25 protein-coding genes and 1 pseudogene are annotated in these 15,904 nt (G+C 54.4%); 11 read left to right on the top strand and 15 right to left on the bottom strand.

Annotated elements, in window-relative coordinates; genetic code table 11:
- Nucleotides 1–53: 53 nt before the first annotated feature.
- From AC1DWM_RS24645 to AC1DWM_RS24635, 3 genes are all read right to left on the bottom strand, one after another.
- A complete protein-coding gene (locus AC1DWM_RS24645) occupies nt 54–794 on the bottom strand; it encodes a hypothetical protein (protein ID WP_452626363.1) in 741 nt (246 codons plus the stop codon).
- 11 nt (nt 795–805) lie between these two features.
- The gene (locus AC1DWM_RS24640; protein WP_477796372.1) at nt 806–1,120 is read right to left on the bottom strand and encodes a hypothetical protein; all 315 of its coding nucleotides are present in this window, start codon (nt 1,118–1,120) and stop codon (nt 806–808) included.
- Nucleotides 1,121–1,210: 90 nt separating this feature from the next.
- On the bottom strand, nt 1,211–1,537 hold the full coding sequence (locus tag AC1DWM_RS24635; protein ID WP_477796371.1) for a phage holin, lambda family: 327 nt from the start codon (nt 1,535–1,537) through the stop codon (nt 1,211–1,213).
- A 464-nt stretch (nt 1,538–2,001) separates the two neighbouring features.
- On the opposite strand from AC1DWM_RS24635, the gene AC1DWM_RS24630 reads away from it, so the two are divergent.
- Nucleotides 2,002–2,436 (top strand): hypothetical protein, encoded by a 435-nt coding sequence (locus AC1DWM_RS24630; protein WP_477796370.1) that lies wholly within the window; start codon nt 2,002–2,004, stop codon nt 2,434–2,436.
- Between the two features lie 248 nt (nt 2,437–2,684).
- Here the strand turns inward: AC1DWM_RS24630 and AC1DWM_RS24625 are convergent, their stop codons facing one another.
- Nucleotides 2,685–2,939 (bottom strand): DUF1652 domain-containing protein, encoded by a 255-nt coding sequence (locus tag AC1DWM_RS24625; protein WP_477796369.1) that lies wholly within the window; start codon nt 2,937–2,939, stop codon nt 2,685–2,687.
- A 350-nt stretch (nt 2,940–3,289) separates the two neighbouring features.
- Between AC1DWM_RS24625 and AC1DWM_RS24620 the strand changes: the two genes are divergently transcribed.
- Nucleotides 3,290–3,652, top strand: a complete 363-nt coding sequence (locus AC1DWM_RS24620; protein WP_477796368.1) for an NUDIX hydrolase — start codon at nt 3,290–3,292, stop codon at nt 3,650–3,652.
- Between the two features lie 229 nt (nt 3,653–3,881).
- Here AC1DWM_RS24620 and AC1DWM_RS24615 read toward each other — a convergent pair.
- From AC1DWM_RS24615 to AC1DWM_RS24570, 10 genes and pseudogenes are all read right to left on the bottom strand, one after another.
- Nucleotides 3,882–4,262: pseudogene (locus AC1DWM_RS24615) on the bottom strand (antiterminator Q family protein); the annotation flags it as partial.
- 12 nt (nt 4,263–4,274) lie between these two features.
- Nucleotides 4,275–4,595 carry a hypothetical protein gene (locus AC1DWM_RS24610; RefSeq protein ID WP_477796367.1) on the bottom strand — a complete coding sequence of 107 codons (321 nt, stop codon included), beginning with the start codon at nt 4,593–4,595 and terminating at the stop codon, nt 4,275–4,277.
- Entirely contained in the window at nt 4,564–5,895 is a 1,332-nt protein-coding gene (locus tag AC1DWM_RS24605) for a tyrosine-type recombinase/integrase (protein ID WP_477796366.1), read from the bottom strand. Before AC1DWM_RS24605 ends, AC1DWM_RS24610 begins: the two co-directional genes overlap by 32 nt.
- Nucleotides 5,892–6,101, bottom strand: a complete 210-nt coding sequence (locus AC1DWM_RS24600; protein ID WP_477796386.1) for a hypothetical protein — start codon at nt 6,099–6,101, stop codon at nt 5,892–5,894. Before AC1DWM_RS24600 ends, AC1DWM_RS24605 begins: the two co-directional genes overlap by 4 nt.
- Before the next feature lie 29 nt (nt 6,102–6,130).
- Complete coding sequence (locus AC1DWM_RS24595; protein ID WP_477796365.1) at nt 6,131–6,631, bottom strand: hypothetical protein; 501 nt, start codon at nt 6,629–6,631, stop codon at nt 6,131–6,133.
- The gene (locus AC1DWM_RS24590) at nt 6,631–7,401 is read right to left on the bottom strand and encodes a replication protein P (protein WP_477796364.1); all 771 of its coding nucleotides are present in this window, start codon (nt 7,399–7,401) and stop codon (nt 6,631–6,633) included. Before AC1DWM_RS24590 ends, AC1DWM_RS24595 begins: the two co-directional genes overlap by 1 nt.
- 50 nt (nt 7,402–7,451) lie before the next feature.
- Nucleotides 7,452–8,198 (bottom strand): DnaT-like ssDNA-binding domain-containing protein, encoded by a 747-nt coding sequence (locus AC1DWM_RS24585; protein WP_477796363.1) that lies wholly within the window; start codon nt 8,196–8,198, stop codon nt 7,452–7,454.
- On the bottom strand, nt 8,198–8,515 hold the full coding sequence (locus tag AC1DWM_RS24580) for a hypothetical protein (RefSeq protein WP_477796362.1): 318 nt from the start codon (nt 8,513–8,515) through the stop codon (nt 8,198–8,200). Before AC1DWM_RS24580 ends, AC1DWM_RS24585 begins: the two co-directional genes overlap by 1 nt.
- A gap of 71 nt (nt 8,516–8,586) precedes the next feature.
- Nucleotides 8,587–9,207, bottom strand: coding sequence for a hypothetical protein (locus AC1DWM_RS24575; RefSeq protein ID WP_477796361.1), 621 nt, complete (start codon nt 9,205–9,207; stop codon nt 8,587–8,589).
- A 54-nt stretch (nt 9,208–9,261) separates the two neighbouring features.
- Nucleotides 9,262–9,462, bottom strand: a complete 201-nt coding sequence (locus AC1DWM_RS24570) for a Cro/CI family transcriptional regulator (RefSeq protein WP_477796360.1) — start codon at nt 9,460–9,462, stop codon at nt 9,262–9,264.
- A gap of 106 nt (nt 9,463–9,568) precedes the next feature.
- On the opposite strand from AC1DWM_RS24570, the gene AC1DWM_RS24565 reads away from it, so the two are divergent.
- From AC1DWM_RS24565 to AC1DWM_RS24540, 6 genes are all read left to right on the top strand, one after another.
- On the top strand, nt 9,569–10,291 hold the full coding sequence (locus AC1DWM_RS24565) for a LexA family transcriptional regulator (RefSeq protein WP_477796359.1): 723 nt from the start codon (nt 9,569–9,571) through the stop codon (nt 10,289–10,291).
- 41 nt (nt 10,292–10,332) lie between these two features.
- Nucleotides 10,333–10,749: a DUF1654 domain-containing protein gene (locus AC1DWM_RS24560; RefSeq protein WP_477796358.1), complete on the top strand. Its 417-nt coding sequence runs from the start codon at nt 10,333–10,335 to the stop codon at nt 10,747–10,749.
- Nucleotides 10,750–11,168: 419 nt separating this feature from the next.
- Nucleotides 11,169–11,528, top strand: a complete 360-nt coding sequence (locus tag AC1DWM_RS24555; protein ID WP_477796357.1) for a hypothetical protein — start codon at nt 11,169–11,171, stop codon at nt 11,526–11,528.
- Nucleotides 11,528–11,761 carry a hypothetical protein gene (locus AC1DWM_RS24550; protein WP_477796356.1) on the top strand — a complete coding sequence of 78 codons (234 nt, stop codon included), beginning with the start codon at nt 11,528–11,530 and terminating at the stop codon, nt 11,759–11,761. Before AC1DWM_RS24555 ends, AC1DWM_RS24550 begins: the two co-directional genes overlap by 1 nt.
- Nucleotides 11,758–12,219: a hypothetical protein gene (locus AC1DWM_RS24545; RefSeq protein ID WP_477796355.1), complete on the top strand. Its 462-nt coding sequence runs from the start codon at nt 11,758–11,760 to the stop codon at nt 12,217–12,219. The genes AC1DWM_RS24550 and AC1DWM_RS24545 overlap by 4 nt, the downstream gene beginning before the upstream one ends.
- 81 nt (nt 12,220–12,300) lie before the next feature.
- On the top strand, nt 12,301–12,681 hold the full coding sequence (locus AC1DWM_RS24540) for a hypothetical protein (RefSeq protein WP_477796354.1): 381 nt from the start codon (nt 12,301–12,303) through the stop codon (nt 12,679–12,681).
- Here the strand turns inward: AC1DWM_RS24540 and AC1DWM_RS24535 are convergent.
- Nucleotides 12,653–13,516: a hypothetical protein gene (locus tag AC1DWM_RS24535; RefSeq protein ID WP_477796353.1), complete on the bottom strand. Its 864-nt coding sequence runs from the start codon at nt 13,514–13,516 to the stop codon at nt 12,653–12,655. The genes AC1DWM_RS24540 and AC1DWM_RS24535 overlap by 29 nt on opposite strands.
- Nucleotides 13,517–13,629: 113 nt before the next feature.
- On the opposite strand from AC1DWM_RS24535, the gene AC1DWM_RS24530 reads away from it, so the two are divergent.
- From AC1DWM_RS24530 to AC1DWM_RS24520, 3 genes are read left to right on the top strand one after another with little or no spacing between them, the layout of a single operon-like run.
- Nucleotides 13,630–14,499 carry an adenine nucleotide alpha hydrolase family protein gene (locus AC1DWM_RS24530; RefSeq protein ID WP_477796352.1) on the top strand — a complete coding sequence of 290 codons (870 nt, stop codon included), beginning with the start codon at nt 13,630–13,632 and terminating at the stop codon, nt 14,497–14,499.
- A gap of 45 nt (nt 14,500–14,544) precedes the next feature.
- Nucleotides 14,545–14,787 (top strand): DUF4224 domain-containing protein, encoded by a 243-nt coding sequence (locus AC1DWM_RS24525; protein WP_477796351.1) that lies wholly within the window; start codon nt 14,545–14,547, stop codon nt 14,785–14,787.
- 1 nt (nt 14,788) lies between these two features.
- Nucleotides 14,789–15,838 (top strand): tyrosine-type recombinase/integrase, encoded by a 1,050-nt coding sequence (locus AC1DWM_RS24520; RefSeq protein WP_477796350.1) that lies wholly within the window; start codon nt 14,789–14,791, stop codon nt 15,836–15,838.
- The last annotated feature ends 66 nt before the right edge of the window (nt 15,839–15,904 follow it).

The raw sequence follows: 15,904 nt of genomic DNA, 5'->3' as shown, positions 1-15,904 counted from the left end.
AGGGCAAACAAGTCAAGCAATACAGGCACATAAACAGCCTTTCTTGCTCTCTGTCAGGGCTTGGCGGTGGCCATTGCATCGGCAAATGCACCGCGGAACTCAGCGCTGTAGTTGGCCTTGACGATGTTGTTCGCGATCTTGAAGAACGGGAAGATCGTGCGGTACATCGGCGCGCTGCGGCTGAACACAAACACCGGCCGGACTGCATCGCCGAACGCGGTTTCTTTACGCTCCCACACCCCGGCCGTGCCATCGACAACACCGGAAAAATAGCTGCGGGCATTGCCCTTGCGCTGGCTGCGCTTGCTGCCGGTGGCATTGGCTTTGTAGCCGCGTCGGCTTTCTGCCGCACCGAGGCCTGATAGGATTTTGTTCATTAAGCCGCGCGATACGTTGCCGTGCTTATCGAGGACATTCGGACTGGGAATAGCGTATTGACCGGACCTCATTAGGCCGTTCGATATCAGCGATTTTTCAAAGCGTTTATGCGGACGTGGCCCGCCCCGGACGGTCTGCTGAAGATATGTATCAGCGGGAATACCCGAGGTCCAAGAGTCCTTGAAATAGACTTCGGCTGGCTTGCTCTTGGTGGCGATTTTGACGAACAGGCTGTTCATCGTGGTCCGGGTTGGCCGGTCCAGGCGCTGAGCCATTACGGTCAGTTCACCCTTCTTGACCCGCCGGGCCAATCGGGTCGCCGTCAGGGCAAGCACATGAGGAATGTGCTTTTTCTCCAACTCCATCAGCGCCTGTGACACAGGCAGCATGTCGGGCGTGATGTTGATTTTGACCATTTAGCGAACCACTAAGGCAAGGATACAGCTGTCTGGTGGCCTTCCAGACATGGAGCAGGCGCCTCGCCGACCTGATGAAGCTGGGCGACCAGCAAGTCATCCAGATGCTGGAAGAGACGGCCGAACACACTCACCGGTGCACCGGTTTCGTTTGCCCGGACGGTTGCTGGGCCATATTGAAAAGTGGACAGCAGGCAGGTTGTCGACTCGATTGCCGCAATCAGCGGAAATTGAGAATAAGGTGAAAAACCCGCGAGCATTTCGATCGTTCCCGGCTTCGGTGGCTCACCAGGCACCAGTACATCATTCAGCGTGGACTTGCTCATAGACTGACCTCTTAGAAACGAAAAAGGCCCGCCGAAATGGCGAGCCTAGAAAAAATTGGCAAGAGTTCATGCTTCGTGAGGCATAGGCCATCACGGCACCGAATCCGATTTAGGAATTTTGCTTTCAGCAATCCGATCAGCCCAGTGGGCGACCTTCTTCACGCCAAGGAAGCCCACCCAAATGCCGACTGGCTGGGCTAGCGACGGCGACAACCCCATCAGCTCGAAACCCCAAATAATGCTCAATGAAAGCAGGACACACATGGGGCCTTCGATCAGYGCRTCYTTCCAAGTRCCGCCGGTGTAGAACACACGCARCACAGTCATGCACAACGACAGAAATGCTGCCCAAATGGTCTGCGAATGCTGACTCAGCCACACGAATACAACAGCCCAGGTATCTGGTTTATCCGGCATGGGCAACATCTCGGCGAGTTCCCRATAAGGGAGTTGAGGTATCAAAAGGTRGCGYTTTCCGCTGATGGGAATCCCAAAAACAAAGAAGCCCCGCACAATGGCGAGGCTTTMGAGCASCAAATAAAAAGCYCGGCGCAATGGCCGAGCTCCTCTGTGGTGTCGCGGTGTACAGCWGAACACGTTGCTATAAAAGCAGAGCTATTCCATATGGACAACTGTTTTTATAGGTATTCGAAAAATCCTGTTCTATTTGCGAAATCGACACAATTGAGCAGTCATTTTCACCGGCGCGCATGAGGCAGTCGTCGCGACCGATATGTCGACGTACACTGGAGATGACGTATGGCAAGAAACGACTCGAAGCGATTTTTAGCGCCGTCCGCCCTGGTACGCTTTTAATATCTCGAATGGATTCTGGAATCACTCACAAAACTCAGTTGAGGTTGCGAAACGTGAGAGCCAGATTGATTGGGGCCACCACCATCATCATCGCGGTGATTGGTGTGCCGACGTATAAGCTCATGGAGTGGACATCTATCGAGAACGAGCGAAAGGATACGGTGTGCAAGGCAGCACAGCAGCATATGAAAACCCTGGAAATTCGAGCGCGAGCGGAGGCTGAGGGACTGTCTATCGAAGCTTACGCAGAGGCCGAGAATTCTGAGGTGGACAAATTGGTCAGCGCCCTGGATACCGCAAACAATGAGGCTGAGGTTGAAGCTGTCATAGACACACACGCTGCCCAGTTAGAGGCGAAAGACGCTACAACCGATGCAGAATTGAAAAACCAAGGGAATCAGGTTTTTCTCGAACAGCAACTCAAAAAACAGCGCATAAACACTGATATCAAGCAAGAAATTAAACGCACCGAGAAGGCTGTAACTGAGGCCTGTGATTAGCGTTCACTCCAAATTTCACCCGCCCCCTCTAGCCAAATACGCTCACAAACGTTTTCACGCAACTGGGTCGTTTGTGGCCCTTCCTGACAGGCAGAAATCGGCCATAAGCGGACGCTCCCGAGTAACTACCTAATAAGGGGCGATTCATTGTTCTAAATGGCACAGTCTTTCAGGCACGAGGCACCGGCTTTTCGGTTGCCGAGGTCAGTGTTCATAGCTCTCCCTCATCCGAGGCGATACAACCTTTGCTATATCGCTAACACCACCGTGCCCGTCGCTTGGTGCGTTGCCATTTCAGAGCGAAGCTCACCAATCAAATTTGCAATGGCTCGGCTGGACGTCAGTTGGCTGGTCGTGACCGCAGTGGCCAGGAGAGAGACTCGGCCAGAGGTCGAATCGAACACCTTGATCATCAGTGATCCGTCTGGATTGACTGAGCAGGTGCACGAGAGTGGCTGGAATCCACACTCAATAATGTGGCGAAGCTCAAGCGTGGAGACCATGACTCACCTCCATAGGGACAAGTGAATGGGATCTAGCCTATTAATAGTAGCTACCGATATTCAATGTTGGGGACTGAAATCACATCTCGTTACATCTCATCCTTGATGTCCGCTAGGGTTCGTTTACTACCCTTGGCGACAGGTAACAATCGGCCATTTGTTGCCCTTCGCCATGGGCAACTTTCGGCCAGAAACGGTCAGTCGCTAAAGACACATCAAAATCACTGATTGCTAAAGCAATCTGTCACTTTTTTGAGTTAGGCTGGCTCTATATGTTGCATTCGTCGAGAAGCGCGCCATGAAAACGGCATTTTCATTACAATTCAATGACAAGCGTTTCGGGCCAGAAGATGAGAGTCAGAGCTACAGTCATATGCGAGAGAGATAGGGAAATCTTGTTCGTTCGCAAACCGAGATCAAAATGGTCTTTGCCTGGTGGCAAGGTGGAAGCTGGCGAAGCTATCGCTAGAGCTGCAGTTCGAGAACTCCAAGAGGAAACCGGGCTAAATGCTGATCAGCTCCTGTACCTTTTTGAGCTCGATGCAGGTAGCACACGCCACCATGTTTATGAGGCATCTGTTCCAGATGCCGAAAGCGCCGCACCGCAAAACGAGATCATTGAGTGCATTTGGCATTCCTTGAGTACGTTTCATGACCTAGACACAAGCGAAGCTACGAAATCAATTGTCAGATTATTTCTACGGCGCCTTTAGTCCCCCCTGAATCATCCCGTGGCATCATTCCGAGTGCCCGCAATGGGTCGAACGCGGCCGGTCGTCACTAGAACGTGGCCGCTCAAGCCCCTGCAAAAGATGGTCAATACTGATGCAATGCCTGGTCAGGTGGTATGCAATTTTGGGTCAAATCGGTGCAATTACCAGCTGTGATTTCGACAATCCCTAAGGGTGGGCTATCGGAATGGTTTCCCGAATAATTTGTCCAACTTCCATCCTTGATACTTTCGAGAACGCAATCAATCCAAGCCACACCGGCCTTCATCAGCTCCCGAGCTTTCCCCTCGCTGACGTGGTGATACCGACCGACCCGAACTGCCGGCCATTTCGCTCCGAAGTACAGCCAGACAATATCCCCCATCTGCTGATCACGTTTACACAGGCGAGCCAACGCGGCATCCACGACACAGGCAAGCTCGTCGGTGATGCAGTACGACTTGGCTGGCGACGGCATTGCATCGCGCATCAGTGCCAACATGGGCGAGGCATAGCTGGGGACTCCCCTTCCATCCATACGCCACCATCCCCATTGCTCTAGAAGGTATTCCGTATCGCCTAATGGGTGCAGCGCTGGTTTTCGAATCATCATGTGTTGTACCCCTTAGTCCCCGGTGAAATTCGTCCCGCCGACACCGCGACGGTTGTTCTGTTGGTAGTACGCAGCCGGGCCGGATAACGATGGACCCCGCTTCAGCACCTCAAGTTCGCGCTGAGCCTGCTGCAATCTGAGGCTAAGCTGTGTCACCAATTCGTCTGTAGAAAGCACCAACCGACTCCCCGCCATTACCCAACCTGAGCCGTTGCAATCGATGCACACCAGCTCATGAAACACCCCTTGCACCACGGCTTTTCCCTTGCAGGTCAAGCAGTGCTCCAGCTCGATCTGCGCCTTACGAAAGCCATGGGCCTGGGCTTTTTTCATGTTTTAAATCCTCTCCTGTGGTTGTTTCTTGAACGGCATCGCAGGCCTTGTTGTGTAAGGCCACCAGAGGTTTATCGGAATCTTCGGATCTAACACCGGTCAACCCGTGGATCAGGGAAAAACCCTTCTGATCTAGATAGATGTGCCACTGCTCCAAGGCATCGAGCTTGCGACTCATGACGTCCGACTGGATGTACACCTTCACGTTGTGGCCCATGGCGTGGTTGATCAGTAGCTCGCCGATCAGGTGGTCAATGCCGATATCTGCCCAACCGGTACGAGCCAATTTGCGCAGATCGTGGCTGGTCCATTCGCCCTGCCCCAACCGGGTGAATGCAGCACTGGCCTGCCCTTCACTGAGAGCTTTGCCATGGCGCGCCGGAAACAGGAATTGGCCGTCATACCCTTTGGCTTGCTGAATGTCGCGATAACGAATCATTAGCTCGCGCACCTGGTCAGTCAGCGGTAGGTGATGCTCGACGCCTGTTTTGGTGTGCTCTGCCGGGATGAACCACTCGCGCTCCGCCAGACTGATATGCGACCAGCGTGCCTGCCGGGTTTCGCCGATACGCGTGCCATGACAGAGCATCATCAGCGCCAACATGGCGTCGGCCGGCGCCGTCAGCACGACCTGGGACAACTGCTCCAGTAACTGCGGCAACTGAACACCGCGCAACCGGCCAGGCTTGGCTCCGACTTTCGTCTTGCTGAAGTCGCTGAATTTGATTCCCTCCATCGGGTTAACGCGGATAAAACCGAGCTTGAACGCTTGGCGCATCGCCTGGACGAAAAGCTTGAACACCAGCTGCACGTAGCCCGCTGAGTAGTTTTCCTGCAATGGCCAGATCAGCTCGCTGTCGAGCATGGCTTTGTTGATATTGCTGAGAGGCAGATCACCCAGACGTGGCATTAAGTGACGTTTGATGGCCGAAGCGGCAGTGCTCTTGCGCTTGCTGGAAAGGCTGCGATCACGGGACATACGTTCGGCGTACCATTCCAACAGCTCGCTGATCGCGACCCACTTGGACAACGACGAACCTTCGTTGGCAGCCACACGTAAACGCACTGTTGGCAGTGCCGAGACCACTTGCTTGGTGCTGAGATCAGGGAAGCCGCCGATACGGTGCCAAGTGCGTTTGCTGAGCAGGTACCAAGAGCCACGGGAACGATTCTTCGCAAAGCGAAAGTGCAACGCCGGGTGACTGGCATCGCGCAAATCTCGAACATGCAGCTTCTTGGCATTGCGTTCGATCTCAGCATCCGACAGCTTCACCGTCAGGGTTTTCGCCAAGGCCGTCATTTTTTAGCCCCGTGAGGATCTTCAAGGTCAACAACCTGAAACGTTTTCGGCCACATCCAGGCGCCGTAGCGCTCGGCCATTGCCTGGTCAACGAACAGTGCCAAAGCGTGATCGGGGGTGCTGCCCATGTCCATCTTGAACGAGCAGCAGAACACGGCGAACCGATAGTTCGCCGGGTTCGGTACAGCCAGACGGCGATCAGGCATATCCAAAACGATCGCCATGCGCTTGCCCATTAGCCCCCCTTCAGCAGAGATTGCAGCAGCTTGAATTTTTCGAGCGATTCAGCGGTGGTCTCACGTTCCGCCTCGACAGAAAGCGCTACTTCCTCGATACGCGCCGCCAGCTTTTTCATGCGCTGTCCGACCTCCTCGGCAAAGTGGATAACTTCGCCAGACAGCATTGCCAACGTATCCAGAGCGCTGGCCTCGGCTTTTTGAATGGTCATGGCGGCCGGCTGGGTTGGTTTTGACATGCTCTGATCCCTCGGGGATTTGATAGTAATGGCGGTACGCTGGAAGTGACCGTTAACGGGTTCGCGAATCAAACCTGCTTCCTTCAGCTCGCCCAAGCCGCGACGGACAGCCGGGAACTGGGCACCCGTGGCTTCGGAAACCATCAACGAATTGAAAATATCGTGGGCACTCCAACGCTCCTGGATTGGCACGATCTGGAACACCTTGCGGGCAAGTGAAGATTGTCCGGCGAGCATGTTTTGTTGCTTGGCTGCATTCATCAGAAGCCACCTGTGGGATTGAATGGATCAGGGAGGGAGTTCAAGCGGGTACGTGGAAGCGAGGCTTGTTGCTGCTCGCGTTTTCCCGGGGCACTGGCAAAACGAGCCAGCAACTGGGCGCGGGCGACCTTGCCGTCAAGCGGGATCGACTGTTGCGACATGGTCATCAACAACCGCGCCTCGCCGTACTCTTCCGCGAGTTGCGTTTCGGGCTTTTGCGAGTCGTGGCCGATGCCAATGGCGATGTCTTCAAGCGGCTGTCCGCTGACCAACATCCGGATGGTGATGTCATAGGCGCGATCAAAGACCTTGCTGGCCTTCTCGGACACCAAGCTGTTCAGGTTATGCATCTCGCATTGAAGCGCGGCATGACGTACCGCCGGGTGCGACCACTCGCGGGAAAATGCTCGGCTCGGGGCCAAATTGATCAGCGCTTCACGGAAGGCCTTATCGTGCGAAGGAATGCCCAGCATTTCGGGCGTTGGCTGACACCACTTCACAAACTTACCGACGCTCGGCGCGAAATCGCCGCCGTGCTGTCGGCAGTTCTGCAAGCCATAGCGAATCTGCTCGAGGGTATTGATCCCGGCTGCGATGAAAGCCTTGACCCAGCTGCGTTTTGCAGCGCGTAGGGCTTCATCATCGGGCCAAGCTTGCTTCCACGCGGGGAAGATCGCCTGCAACTCCTTGAACAGCGCGTTGACGACGTCAGCGGTACCAGGCGGCAATTGTTTCGGCTGCTCCAGCGTCACGGGCGGCAGGTTGCCCATCTTGCTCAGCAGCTGGTTGGCGCTCTGGGGGACGCGTTTGGCTTGGCTCATCACAAGTCACCCAGATCATCAGACCAGGTCGTGTCGTCGAAATCCGGGCCGTTGACCTGCTTCACGGGAAATTGCCGAATGTTGGAACTGGCCGTTTGGGCAACATCGCGCTTGATCCACTTCACGAGCAGGCTGACCCAGGCTGCTTGCGTCTCGAAACGACCACTGGCGGTGTAATGGCAAACGAAAGCAGCCGTGGCCTCCGAGGTGAACGTCGTCAACGGTAGGGCCATCCGTAGTGCGTAAGCCTGCAAGAGCTGTTGATCAGGCATCCACTCAAGCGACATCTCGACTGCCGCCGAACGATCGCTCGCGCCCGGAGTGTTGTGTTGATCTTTATTCTTCTCTACATCTTCTTTAGGTAACGCATTGCTAACGCTTGGAGCGTTACCTTTGGCGTTAGCTGCTTTGTGGTTGGCTACCCTTTTGGCAGTAAGAAGCCGGTTTTTGGCGGTTTTCCCGTTGTGACGCTCGAAATGCGGCAGGCTGATAACGCCATCCACTTCATGCATCCATGCCACCGACTTCATGTGTTCGCAAAAACCGATAACGCCCACCAGCCGATCGAGTAACTTTTTGCTAACGCTCGGAGCGTTACCGTTCTCCGTCTGCTGGTCGAACCAACCCCATACACGCATCAATTTGCCCACTACCGCGTCCGGGTCGATGTCGGCTAAGTCAGCAATCTGGCAGACCTCTGGCTTGTCTAGGGTAGTGAGTTCGAATTTGATCCAATCGCCGGCCATTACTCGGCCTCCTGCAGAAGCTCAGCAAGGCGGGTAAGGCCTTTCGGGGTAATCATTGGATCGAATGCAGCTCGCTCGATGCCGATTTCCGGATCCGGTTGCAATGCCGTTACCTTGTGGGTCATGTAGGGGGTGTCGTTCGACGAAACGACCCTCTTGGCAACCAGCGTTCGGACTGTCTTCAGAACGTTGTCATGCGTGCTGCCGGTCAGCTCGGCAATCTCGCGTGACGACATGGTGTGCCATGACACGTTTTGCGATTTACTGAGACGTGTCACGACATCGAAGGTGTTGCTGGGGGTGACGCGGTTGTGCATAATCAAATCCAGTACGTTTTACCGCTGTTTAAAAAGCCGACCTCGACCGTCGGCTTTTTTATGTCTGTATCTCAGGCAATCGATTTCAACGCTGGGCGAGACTTTTCGATCATCTCTTCGGCTTTCCGGCCAAGCTCCCCTGCCCTTGCTTCAACTTGCCGGCACTCCTTGGCGAACGCCGGTAGGTGCGGCATGTCCTTTTCACTCATCACCTGGTCGTCGAACACTTCGCTTCCGGTGTCGATCACGTCCCCCAGAGCGCGTATCAACGCACTGAAGCTTTTGTTCCCGCATTCTTCGGTCGCCATCTGGCGGGCACCAATCAAACCGTGACGGCTGGCCAGTTCATTGACGCAGTGATCACGGAACTCAGGCTCGAGTGCATTCACCCAGGACTCTTCCAGCCAAGAAGGAATTTCCTGCTCGCTCGATAGCCAGCGTTGAACACGCTTCAGCCAGCGACCGGTTGCCCTCACGAACTCGAGGACATTGTTCAACCGGGCCAGCTCATCGAAATCAGGAACCTTCGCCAACTCGATCTTCGCAGCAGGGACAATTGAGTAAATTTCCCGGCTCAGCGCTTGGGCGAAATCGTCCTGGCTCAAGTTGGTGCGAGCGATCTGATTTGCCGCATGCGCGACTAGCACCTGATCACGGGTTTGCATGCTGTGTCTTGGACTGGACGTATCCATATGAACTGCTATCTCCTAATCTGGCTTCAATGGAGCGCTGGATGATGTATTCGGTTAACCAGCAAAGCGCTGGGGTTGGGCGGGAAAGGGCTTCACCTCTTCCGCCTCGAAGCTGCCGTCATCAAACTCGGTTACATAAACCTCTCGCCCTGCCTTTAAGGCTTTGCTGATGCCGCCTTGGCTCATACGAAGCGCTGTCGCTGCTTTTAGCTGGCCAACTTTCGTCACAAAATCTTTGAGTGGTATGCGCTGCATACAGGACCTCTTTCACCGTGCATGCACAAAAGTATTACCTGCGGTCTTTATTAAGTCAATATCGGCGGTCTTAGATTGATATTACCTGACGTAATACAGTGCTTTTATGAATAAACCTTTGAAAAAACGCCCCTTGAGCGACGTAGAGCAGCAGGAATGCGCCGCGTTGAACGCGCTCTATAAAGCGAAGAAAAAAGAACTCGGGCTGAGCCAAGAAAAAATTGCTATAGAAGGCCTAAAGGCCAATAGTCAAAGCGCTGCGAGCCATTATTTGACAGGGCGAAACGCCCTGAATATTGAGGCCGCCTCTGTTTTTGCGCGCTATTTGAAAGTCCCTGTTTCAGCCTTTAGCGAGCGCCTTGCTAAAGAAATCGACAGGCTTTCAAGCTCTGAGCCTTCAAATGTCGCTTCAACTCGACAACCTCTTGAGTCTTTCCGCTACCCAGTCATCAGCTGGGTTGCCGCTGGTGCATGGGCGGAAGCAGTCGAGCCGTTTCCTCCGGGATTTTCAGATCGATACGAGCTATCGGACTACAACTCTAAGGGCCCTGCCTTCTGGCTTGAGGTAAAGGGCGACTCGATGACGTCTCCGGTCGGGACAAGTATTACGGAAGGGACGCTAATCCTGGTTGATACCGAGGCTGACGTTCAGTCGGGAAAACTAGTGGTGGCCAAATTGGCTGACAGTGACCAAGCCACCTTCAAGAAGCTCGTAGACGACGGTGGTCGACGTTACCTAAGACCCTTGAATCCTGCCTACCCTACAGAAATGTGTGCAGAGAACTGCCGGGTCGTCGGAGTCGTGGTTAGGGCGCTACAAAAGCTATAGGACATTAAGCTCCCATCTTGTCTGCCTTCAGAGAGCCCGCCATGCGCGGGCTTTTTCGTGTTCAGCCCACAAAAGTTTTTTCACTTCTCCCGAGAACGCGCTCTTTTTACATAAAGATTTCTGCATCTGGCCGAAATGGTCTATCCCAACCCGTCAAATGTTTGACATTTTGTGGTGACATTTCCAACGATAAAACAAAGGATCACCGTATGCATCGCCCTCCTCCTGCAAACTCATCTGAGATTTCATGTGAGCTCCTACGCCGACGGATCCAACGCCTCATTGCTGCGCCGCATGCGCAGAAGATCCAATCCGTCGTAGTCACCAGATTAGAAGACGAATCTGCCGAAGCATGGCTCCAGATTCTGCAGGAGATTGAGGAAACCGATGGGATCTGTATGGATAGGCTTGAGAGTGGYGCCATCAGGATCGGGTGGCGGGAGTACTGCGAAGCGTGAAGAAAGCCCGCGATTGAGCGGGCTTTTTATTATCGGTCGCATTTTATATTACCTGCGGTCTTGACTCGTTTTATTATCGCTAGTAATTTATCTCTCAAGTCATCGGCCCAGTAGCGAAAGCCGCGCCACTCTTTAACAATCAGCGCAACAAACAACAGACCGCATTGCCTCTACCGGCGACCGGCGAGCAGACAGGCCCGAAAGCCTGCCAACGACAGGAACAACCTGGACGGCTGATCGATGGTGAAACGCCAGAACCGTGTGAATGACCCGGCAAGCAATGCGCCCCGCCCCTCCGGCGGCAATAGGACAGACAGCATTACTGCCGATATTCGCCAGCACCCTCCCCGCGCCACCGGTTCAAGCGGGTGGCCAGGGTGTTGCCAAATATCCGCAACCTTCAGGCTCAAGGAGTCGAAATGAATCAGACCATTCGCCAAAAACAAGCAGTCCTGCAGGTGTTGCGGGATCGCCTCTCAATGTCCACCTCGGAGATGTACCAAATGATCGGTCAGGAAGAGCCAGTACGGACACTCCGCTTCACCATTGTCTCCCTGGGCGCAAATCAGTTCGACGTGATAGAGCGCTCTACCGGCCGCTCCCGCGGCGCCCAAACAGGTCATAACTGCGCCTGCCAATACGCACAACAGCTTGAAGAAAACGCCGACGCCATTGCGTCAGTTGGCATGTCTGCCCGGCGCTTCGGTAGCCTCATGCTGCGCTGGGTTGTCGGCATGGCTGGGATGCTCGGCGTATTTGCTTTCTTCGGAGCGCAATAATGATCGGCGGCCCTATTCCTAATCCGCACCTAGAGGCGCAGGCCGACATCAACCGCAAGACTGCCGAGTACTTCGGTGTCGGCGGCAAGGTGGCCGAAGCGCCAAGCTTCCAGACCCAGCATCCACCACCACGGTCTGCTGTAATCGATCCTGAAACCGTGTTGAAACGGCGACGACCATCCCCGGCCCAAGCCGAACGCAAGGGGTCGCAAATGCTCGCGGAGACACTATGAGCAAGCGGAAACCAAATAACATGCGCGTTCGAATGGAGCGTGTGAGCAGGGCAAAACTCAACGCCCATCACGTCGCGGTAATCCACATCGATCCCAGCGGACGCCAAGGGATGATTAACTGGAAGAGCTGCGAGAGCATCCGGCCAGGGCAACGCATGGCCGAAGCAGTCTGCGACTTTGCTCACCGCTGGACGATCTATGTCAGCGTCCAGTGTCGCGATCAGAATGGCCACCGCTACAGCAAATCAGTCGAGGTTGCGCCCCTAGGCAACTATCTGGCCGCACACCTCGAAAACGTAATCGAGGAAACCTACAAGGACCTGGTCGCCGAGAGCAATCCGAATCATCGGGTCGCATCGGGCTGGATCGCCATCCCCGCCGAAGTTTCGCTGACAGAAGAACAGGCCGCCCGGGTGTTCGACGCCGTGGGTGTCTGGGGTCAACAGAGGGCGGCATGAGACGGATCAGCAACCAGGTGCGACAGCGCCGACGACAGACATGGCTGGATCTACCGGCCCACGGAATTGAAGAGGCAGTCTATGGCCGAGGACTATCAGCCGACGGCGGAAGCTATCAAGCAGAAGAAAAAGCGGGAAAAGGAGGCAGCAAAGAACGCCGCACTTGGCATCGATAGGTTCACGGTTGAGGTAGCCGGTGTGTTCAAGCCGGATCTCAAGCGCGTGATGAAAGAGCACGGCATCAACAACCAGCAGGACGTTCACCAGCGACTGCTGGTCAACCTAATCAATGCCGACTTCGATACAGCAGCTCGGATGCTTTCGTGTGTCACGACACCTTACGAAATCAGCGAAAAGGTGTCGCGAGCATTTCACGAACATAGCATCGCAGAGTCAAATCGGCAGCAAGGCGATGAAATTTTTCTGCCACAACCTATGAAAGCAGGTGCGGATTATGATTAACAAACGCACTCACGGTCTTTACAAACTCTTCGAATGTTTTGAATCTCCTCGGAAGTTTCGAATTTTCCAAAATAAAGGAATAAAACGAGTCGTTGTTCTGGCAATTTTCCCATGTTGCAGTTGGGTACACCGCCTTATATTTGCCAATAGCCGTCACGACTTCGCTATAAAACTCTGTCCCCGTAGATTCACCCGGCTCATAGGTACTCGGGGCGAAGTCACGAGAGACCCGCCGCCCCATCCGAGCAACCTCTCTTGATAGATCCTGCATCATATCCAGCATAACTTGATCGGGCGTTCCTACAGTTTGGTCCACTGAAGCCACTTTGAAACTGCCAAAATTCTTGAGAAAAGTTGAATGATTAGGATCATCCTTAGAAGCTCGATAGGTGGCAACAACCTTATCGGCCAATGACTTCTTAAAAGTGACTATACGGGAAAAACGGAGATCCCTCGGATACAAAAGATGTTCAATTACTCCTGTATCAAAGGAAAAATCCGTCTTATCATCCTTGATCAAAATAGTTGGCTTGTCGAATGCCAGCCTCATTCCCAACTCGAACATCACATTGGCGTTTTTGCAGCTTACATCACAGATAACAATATCAGATGAATAGATATTTTGAACAATGCGCTTCTGAATTACGCCAACATCATCCTGATCGCTGACGAGCCTTGGTACGAAGGTAATCTCTTCAATACTCTCAACAGCATCACTAATAATGTTCTTAACCTCGATCCAATGTTCTGCGCTGCAGCCATCCATTGCTGAAATAGGCATTACTAAACCACACGTTAGAGGCGCCTTCTCTGCGTCCTCGGGTTTCTTCGCCATGCAATTACACTCCCGGCATATTGCGATGGCGTAACGCCACCCTCAAGCAGAAAAAATAACTTAATTCAACAAATTACGCCAGCCGGCGAGGCAATCGGCTGCCTGGAGCAATTATGAATTCCTATCTGATCACGGGCCCGGCCCAGATCGGCATCAGTGGTGGCCGCACCAGCGCCCACATGGTCTACAAAATCCTCGAAGCGCACGGCGGGACTTTGCCACCTGACGTACACCTGTTCTTCCAGAACACCGGCAAGGAACGTGAAGAGACACTATTTTTCATCGATCAGATTGCCAAGCGCTGGAACGTCAACATCGTTTGGATGGAGTGGTGTCGCGTGTATGGGCAGCCGGATGACGCGCCCTGGTACAGGCTGGTGGACTTCGAAACCGCAAGTCGAAAGGGCGAACCGTTCACCTTGATGCTCGAGTATTACGCTGCTTACCGGAAATCCGAAAAGGACTTGCCGCCAGTGCTGCCGAACTTCTCGAACAACATGTGCACCGCGTACTTGAAGGTGAAGATCGGCGAGAAGCACATGCGCTCACTGGGCTACACCGAGTGGGATTGCGTCGTCGGCATCCGGTACGACGAGCCGAAGCGTTATCACCGCATGATGGCCGCCAACGATCGAGGTGGCACGCGCTGGGACAACGTCTGCCCTTCATATATAGCGCGCATTACCAAGGATGACGTTGCCGAGTTCTGGAAGGATCAGCCATTCGATTTAGGCATCGATTCAGATTTCGGCAACTGCGACCTTTGCTGGAAGAAAAACGAAGGGAAGTTGTTGAAGACCATTATGGAAGAGCCGTCGCGGGTCATCTGGTGGTCTGGCACTGAAGAACGATTCGGCCAGGTCTTCCGCCAAGATCGTGCTGACTACAAAACGCTCGGATGGTCTGCCGAACAACGCTCCCGACAAACCGACTTCGATTTTGACTATCTCGCCGAAGACATCGACTGCTTCTGTGGCGACTAACCCCCTCACCACCTTCTGCCGCCACGCGCGGCACGGAGCATCCTTATGGAAACCGAAATTCTCTCGGACGAAGAGCTGGCGGAGTTCACCGGCTACAAGGCCCGGGCGTACCAACGGCGCTGGCTGGTAGACCGCCAGTGGGTGTTCGTCGAAAGCCGCGGTAAGCGCCCGCTTGTTGGCCGAATGTACGCCCGCATGAAACTGGGCATGATCACGCCCACGATTGCTGACCCCAACCCTCCACCGGCGGCGCCGGCATGGACGCCCGATTTCTCGCGAGTGAACTGATATGCGCCCCCGCAAGACCGAATATCACCACCTCCCCCCGCGGATGTATCAGCGGTCCCGCAAGCGCAAAAATGGCGCCGTGTGGACCGCTTATTACTACCGCGATTTACTGGGCAATGACATTCCCCTGGGCAAGGACCTCGACATGGCCAGACTCAAATGGGCCGAGCTCGAAGCGAAGGAAAAGCCCCTAGACCTGCGCACGATGAAAGGCATCTTTGACCGATACATCCGCGACATTGTCCCCAAGAAGGCGCCGCGCACGCAGAAGGACAACCTGTCGGAGATCAAGCAGCTCCGACCGATGTTCGATAGCGCTCCCATCGATTCGATCACCCCAGCGACCATTGCTGGATATCGGGATGCGCGGTCGGCCAAGGTTCGGGCAAATCGTGAGATCGCCACACTCTCCCACGTATTCAATATCGCTCGGGAGTGGGGCCTGACGACCAAGGAAAACCCCTGCCAAGGGGTGCGCAAGAACAGGGAAGCGCCGCGGGACTACTACGCGAATGATGTGGTGTGGGGGGCTGTTTACCAAAAGGCAGCTCAAGAGCTGAAAGACGCGATGGACCTGGCCTACCTGACCGGGCAGCGACCGGCAGATGTCCTGGTGATGCGAAAGGATGATGCTGAAGGGGGGTATCTGAGAGTGCAACAAAACAAGACGCATAAAAAACTGCGCATCCAGATGACGACTGGCGGCGAGGCAAACAGCCTGGGCAAACTTATCGCGCAGATATCTGAACGTAATGCTCAACACGTCTCGAGTTACCTGATCGTCAGCCGACACGGCAAGCGGATGACCGCGACGATGCTGAGAAAGCGTTGGGATATTGCTCGCGAAAAGGCAAAGCTGGCCGCGGTCGAGATCGGCGACGAGCTACTGGCGGCCAAGATTGGCGGATTCCAGTTCCGGGATATCAGGCCGAAGGCTGCGTCGGAAATCTCCGATGTTGGCGAGGCGAGCCTGCTGTTGGGGCACACCAAAGGCGACATCACCGAGCGGGTTTATCGCCGTGTCGGTGCCATTGCTAGACCATCAAAATAGCCGTAAAAAGCGTTCCATAACTCAAAATAGACCCCTTGTAGAATGCGGCCTGTAGAGGTGCTGAAA

The organism is Pseudomonas sp. P4_C8 (genome assembly GCF_056401975.1).
This window is presented reverse-complemented; position numbering and strand designations above follow the sequence as displayed.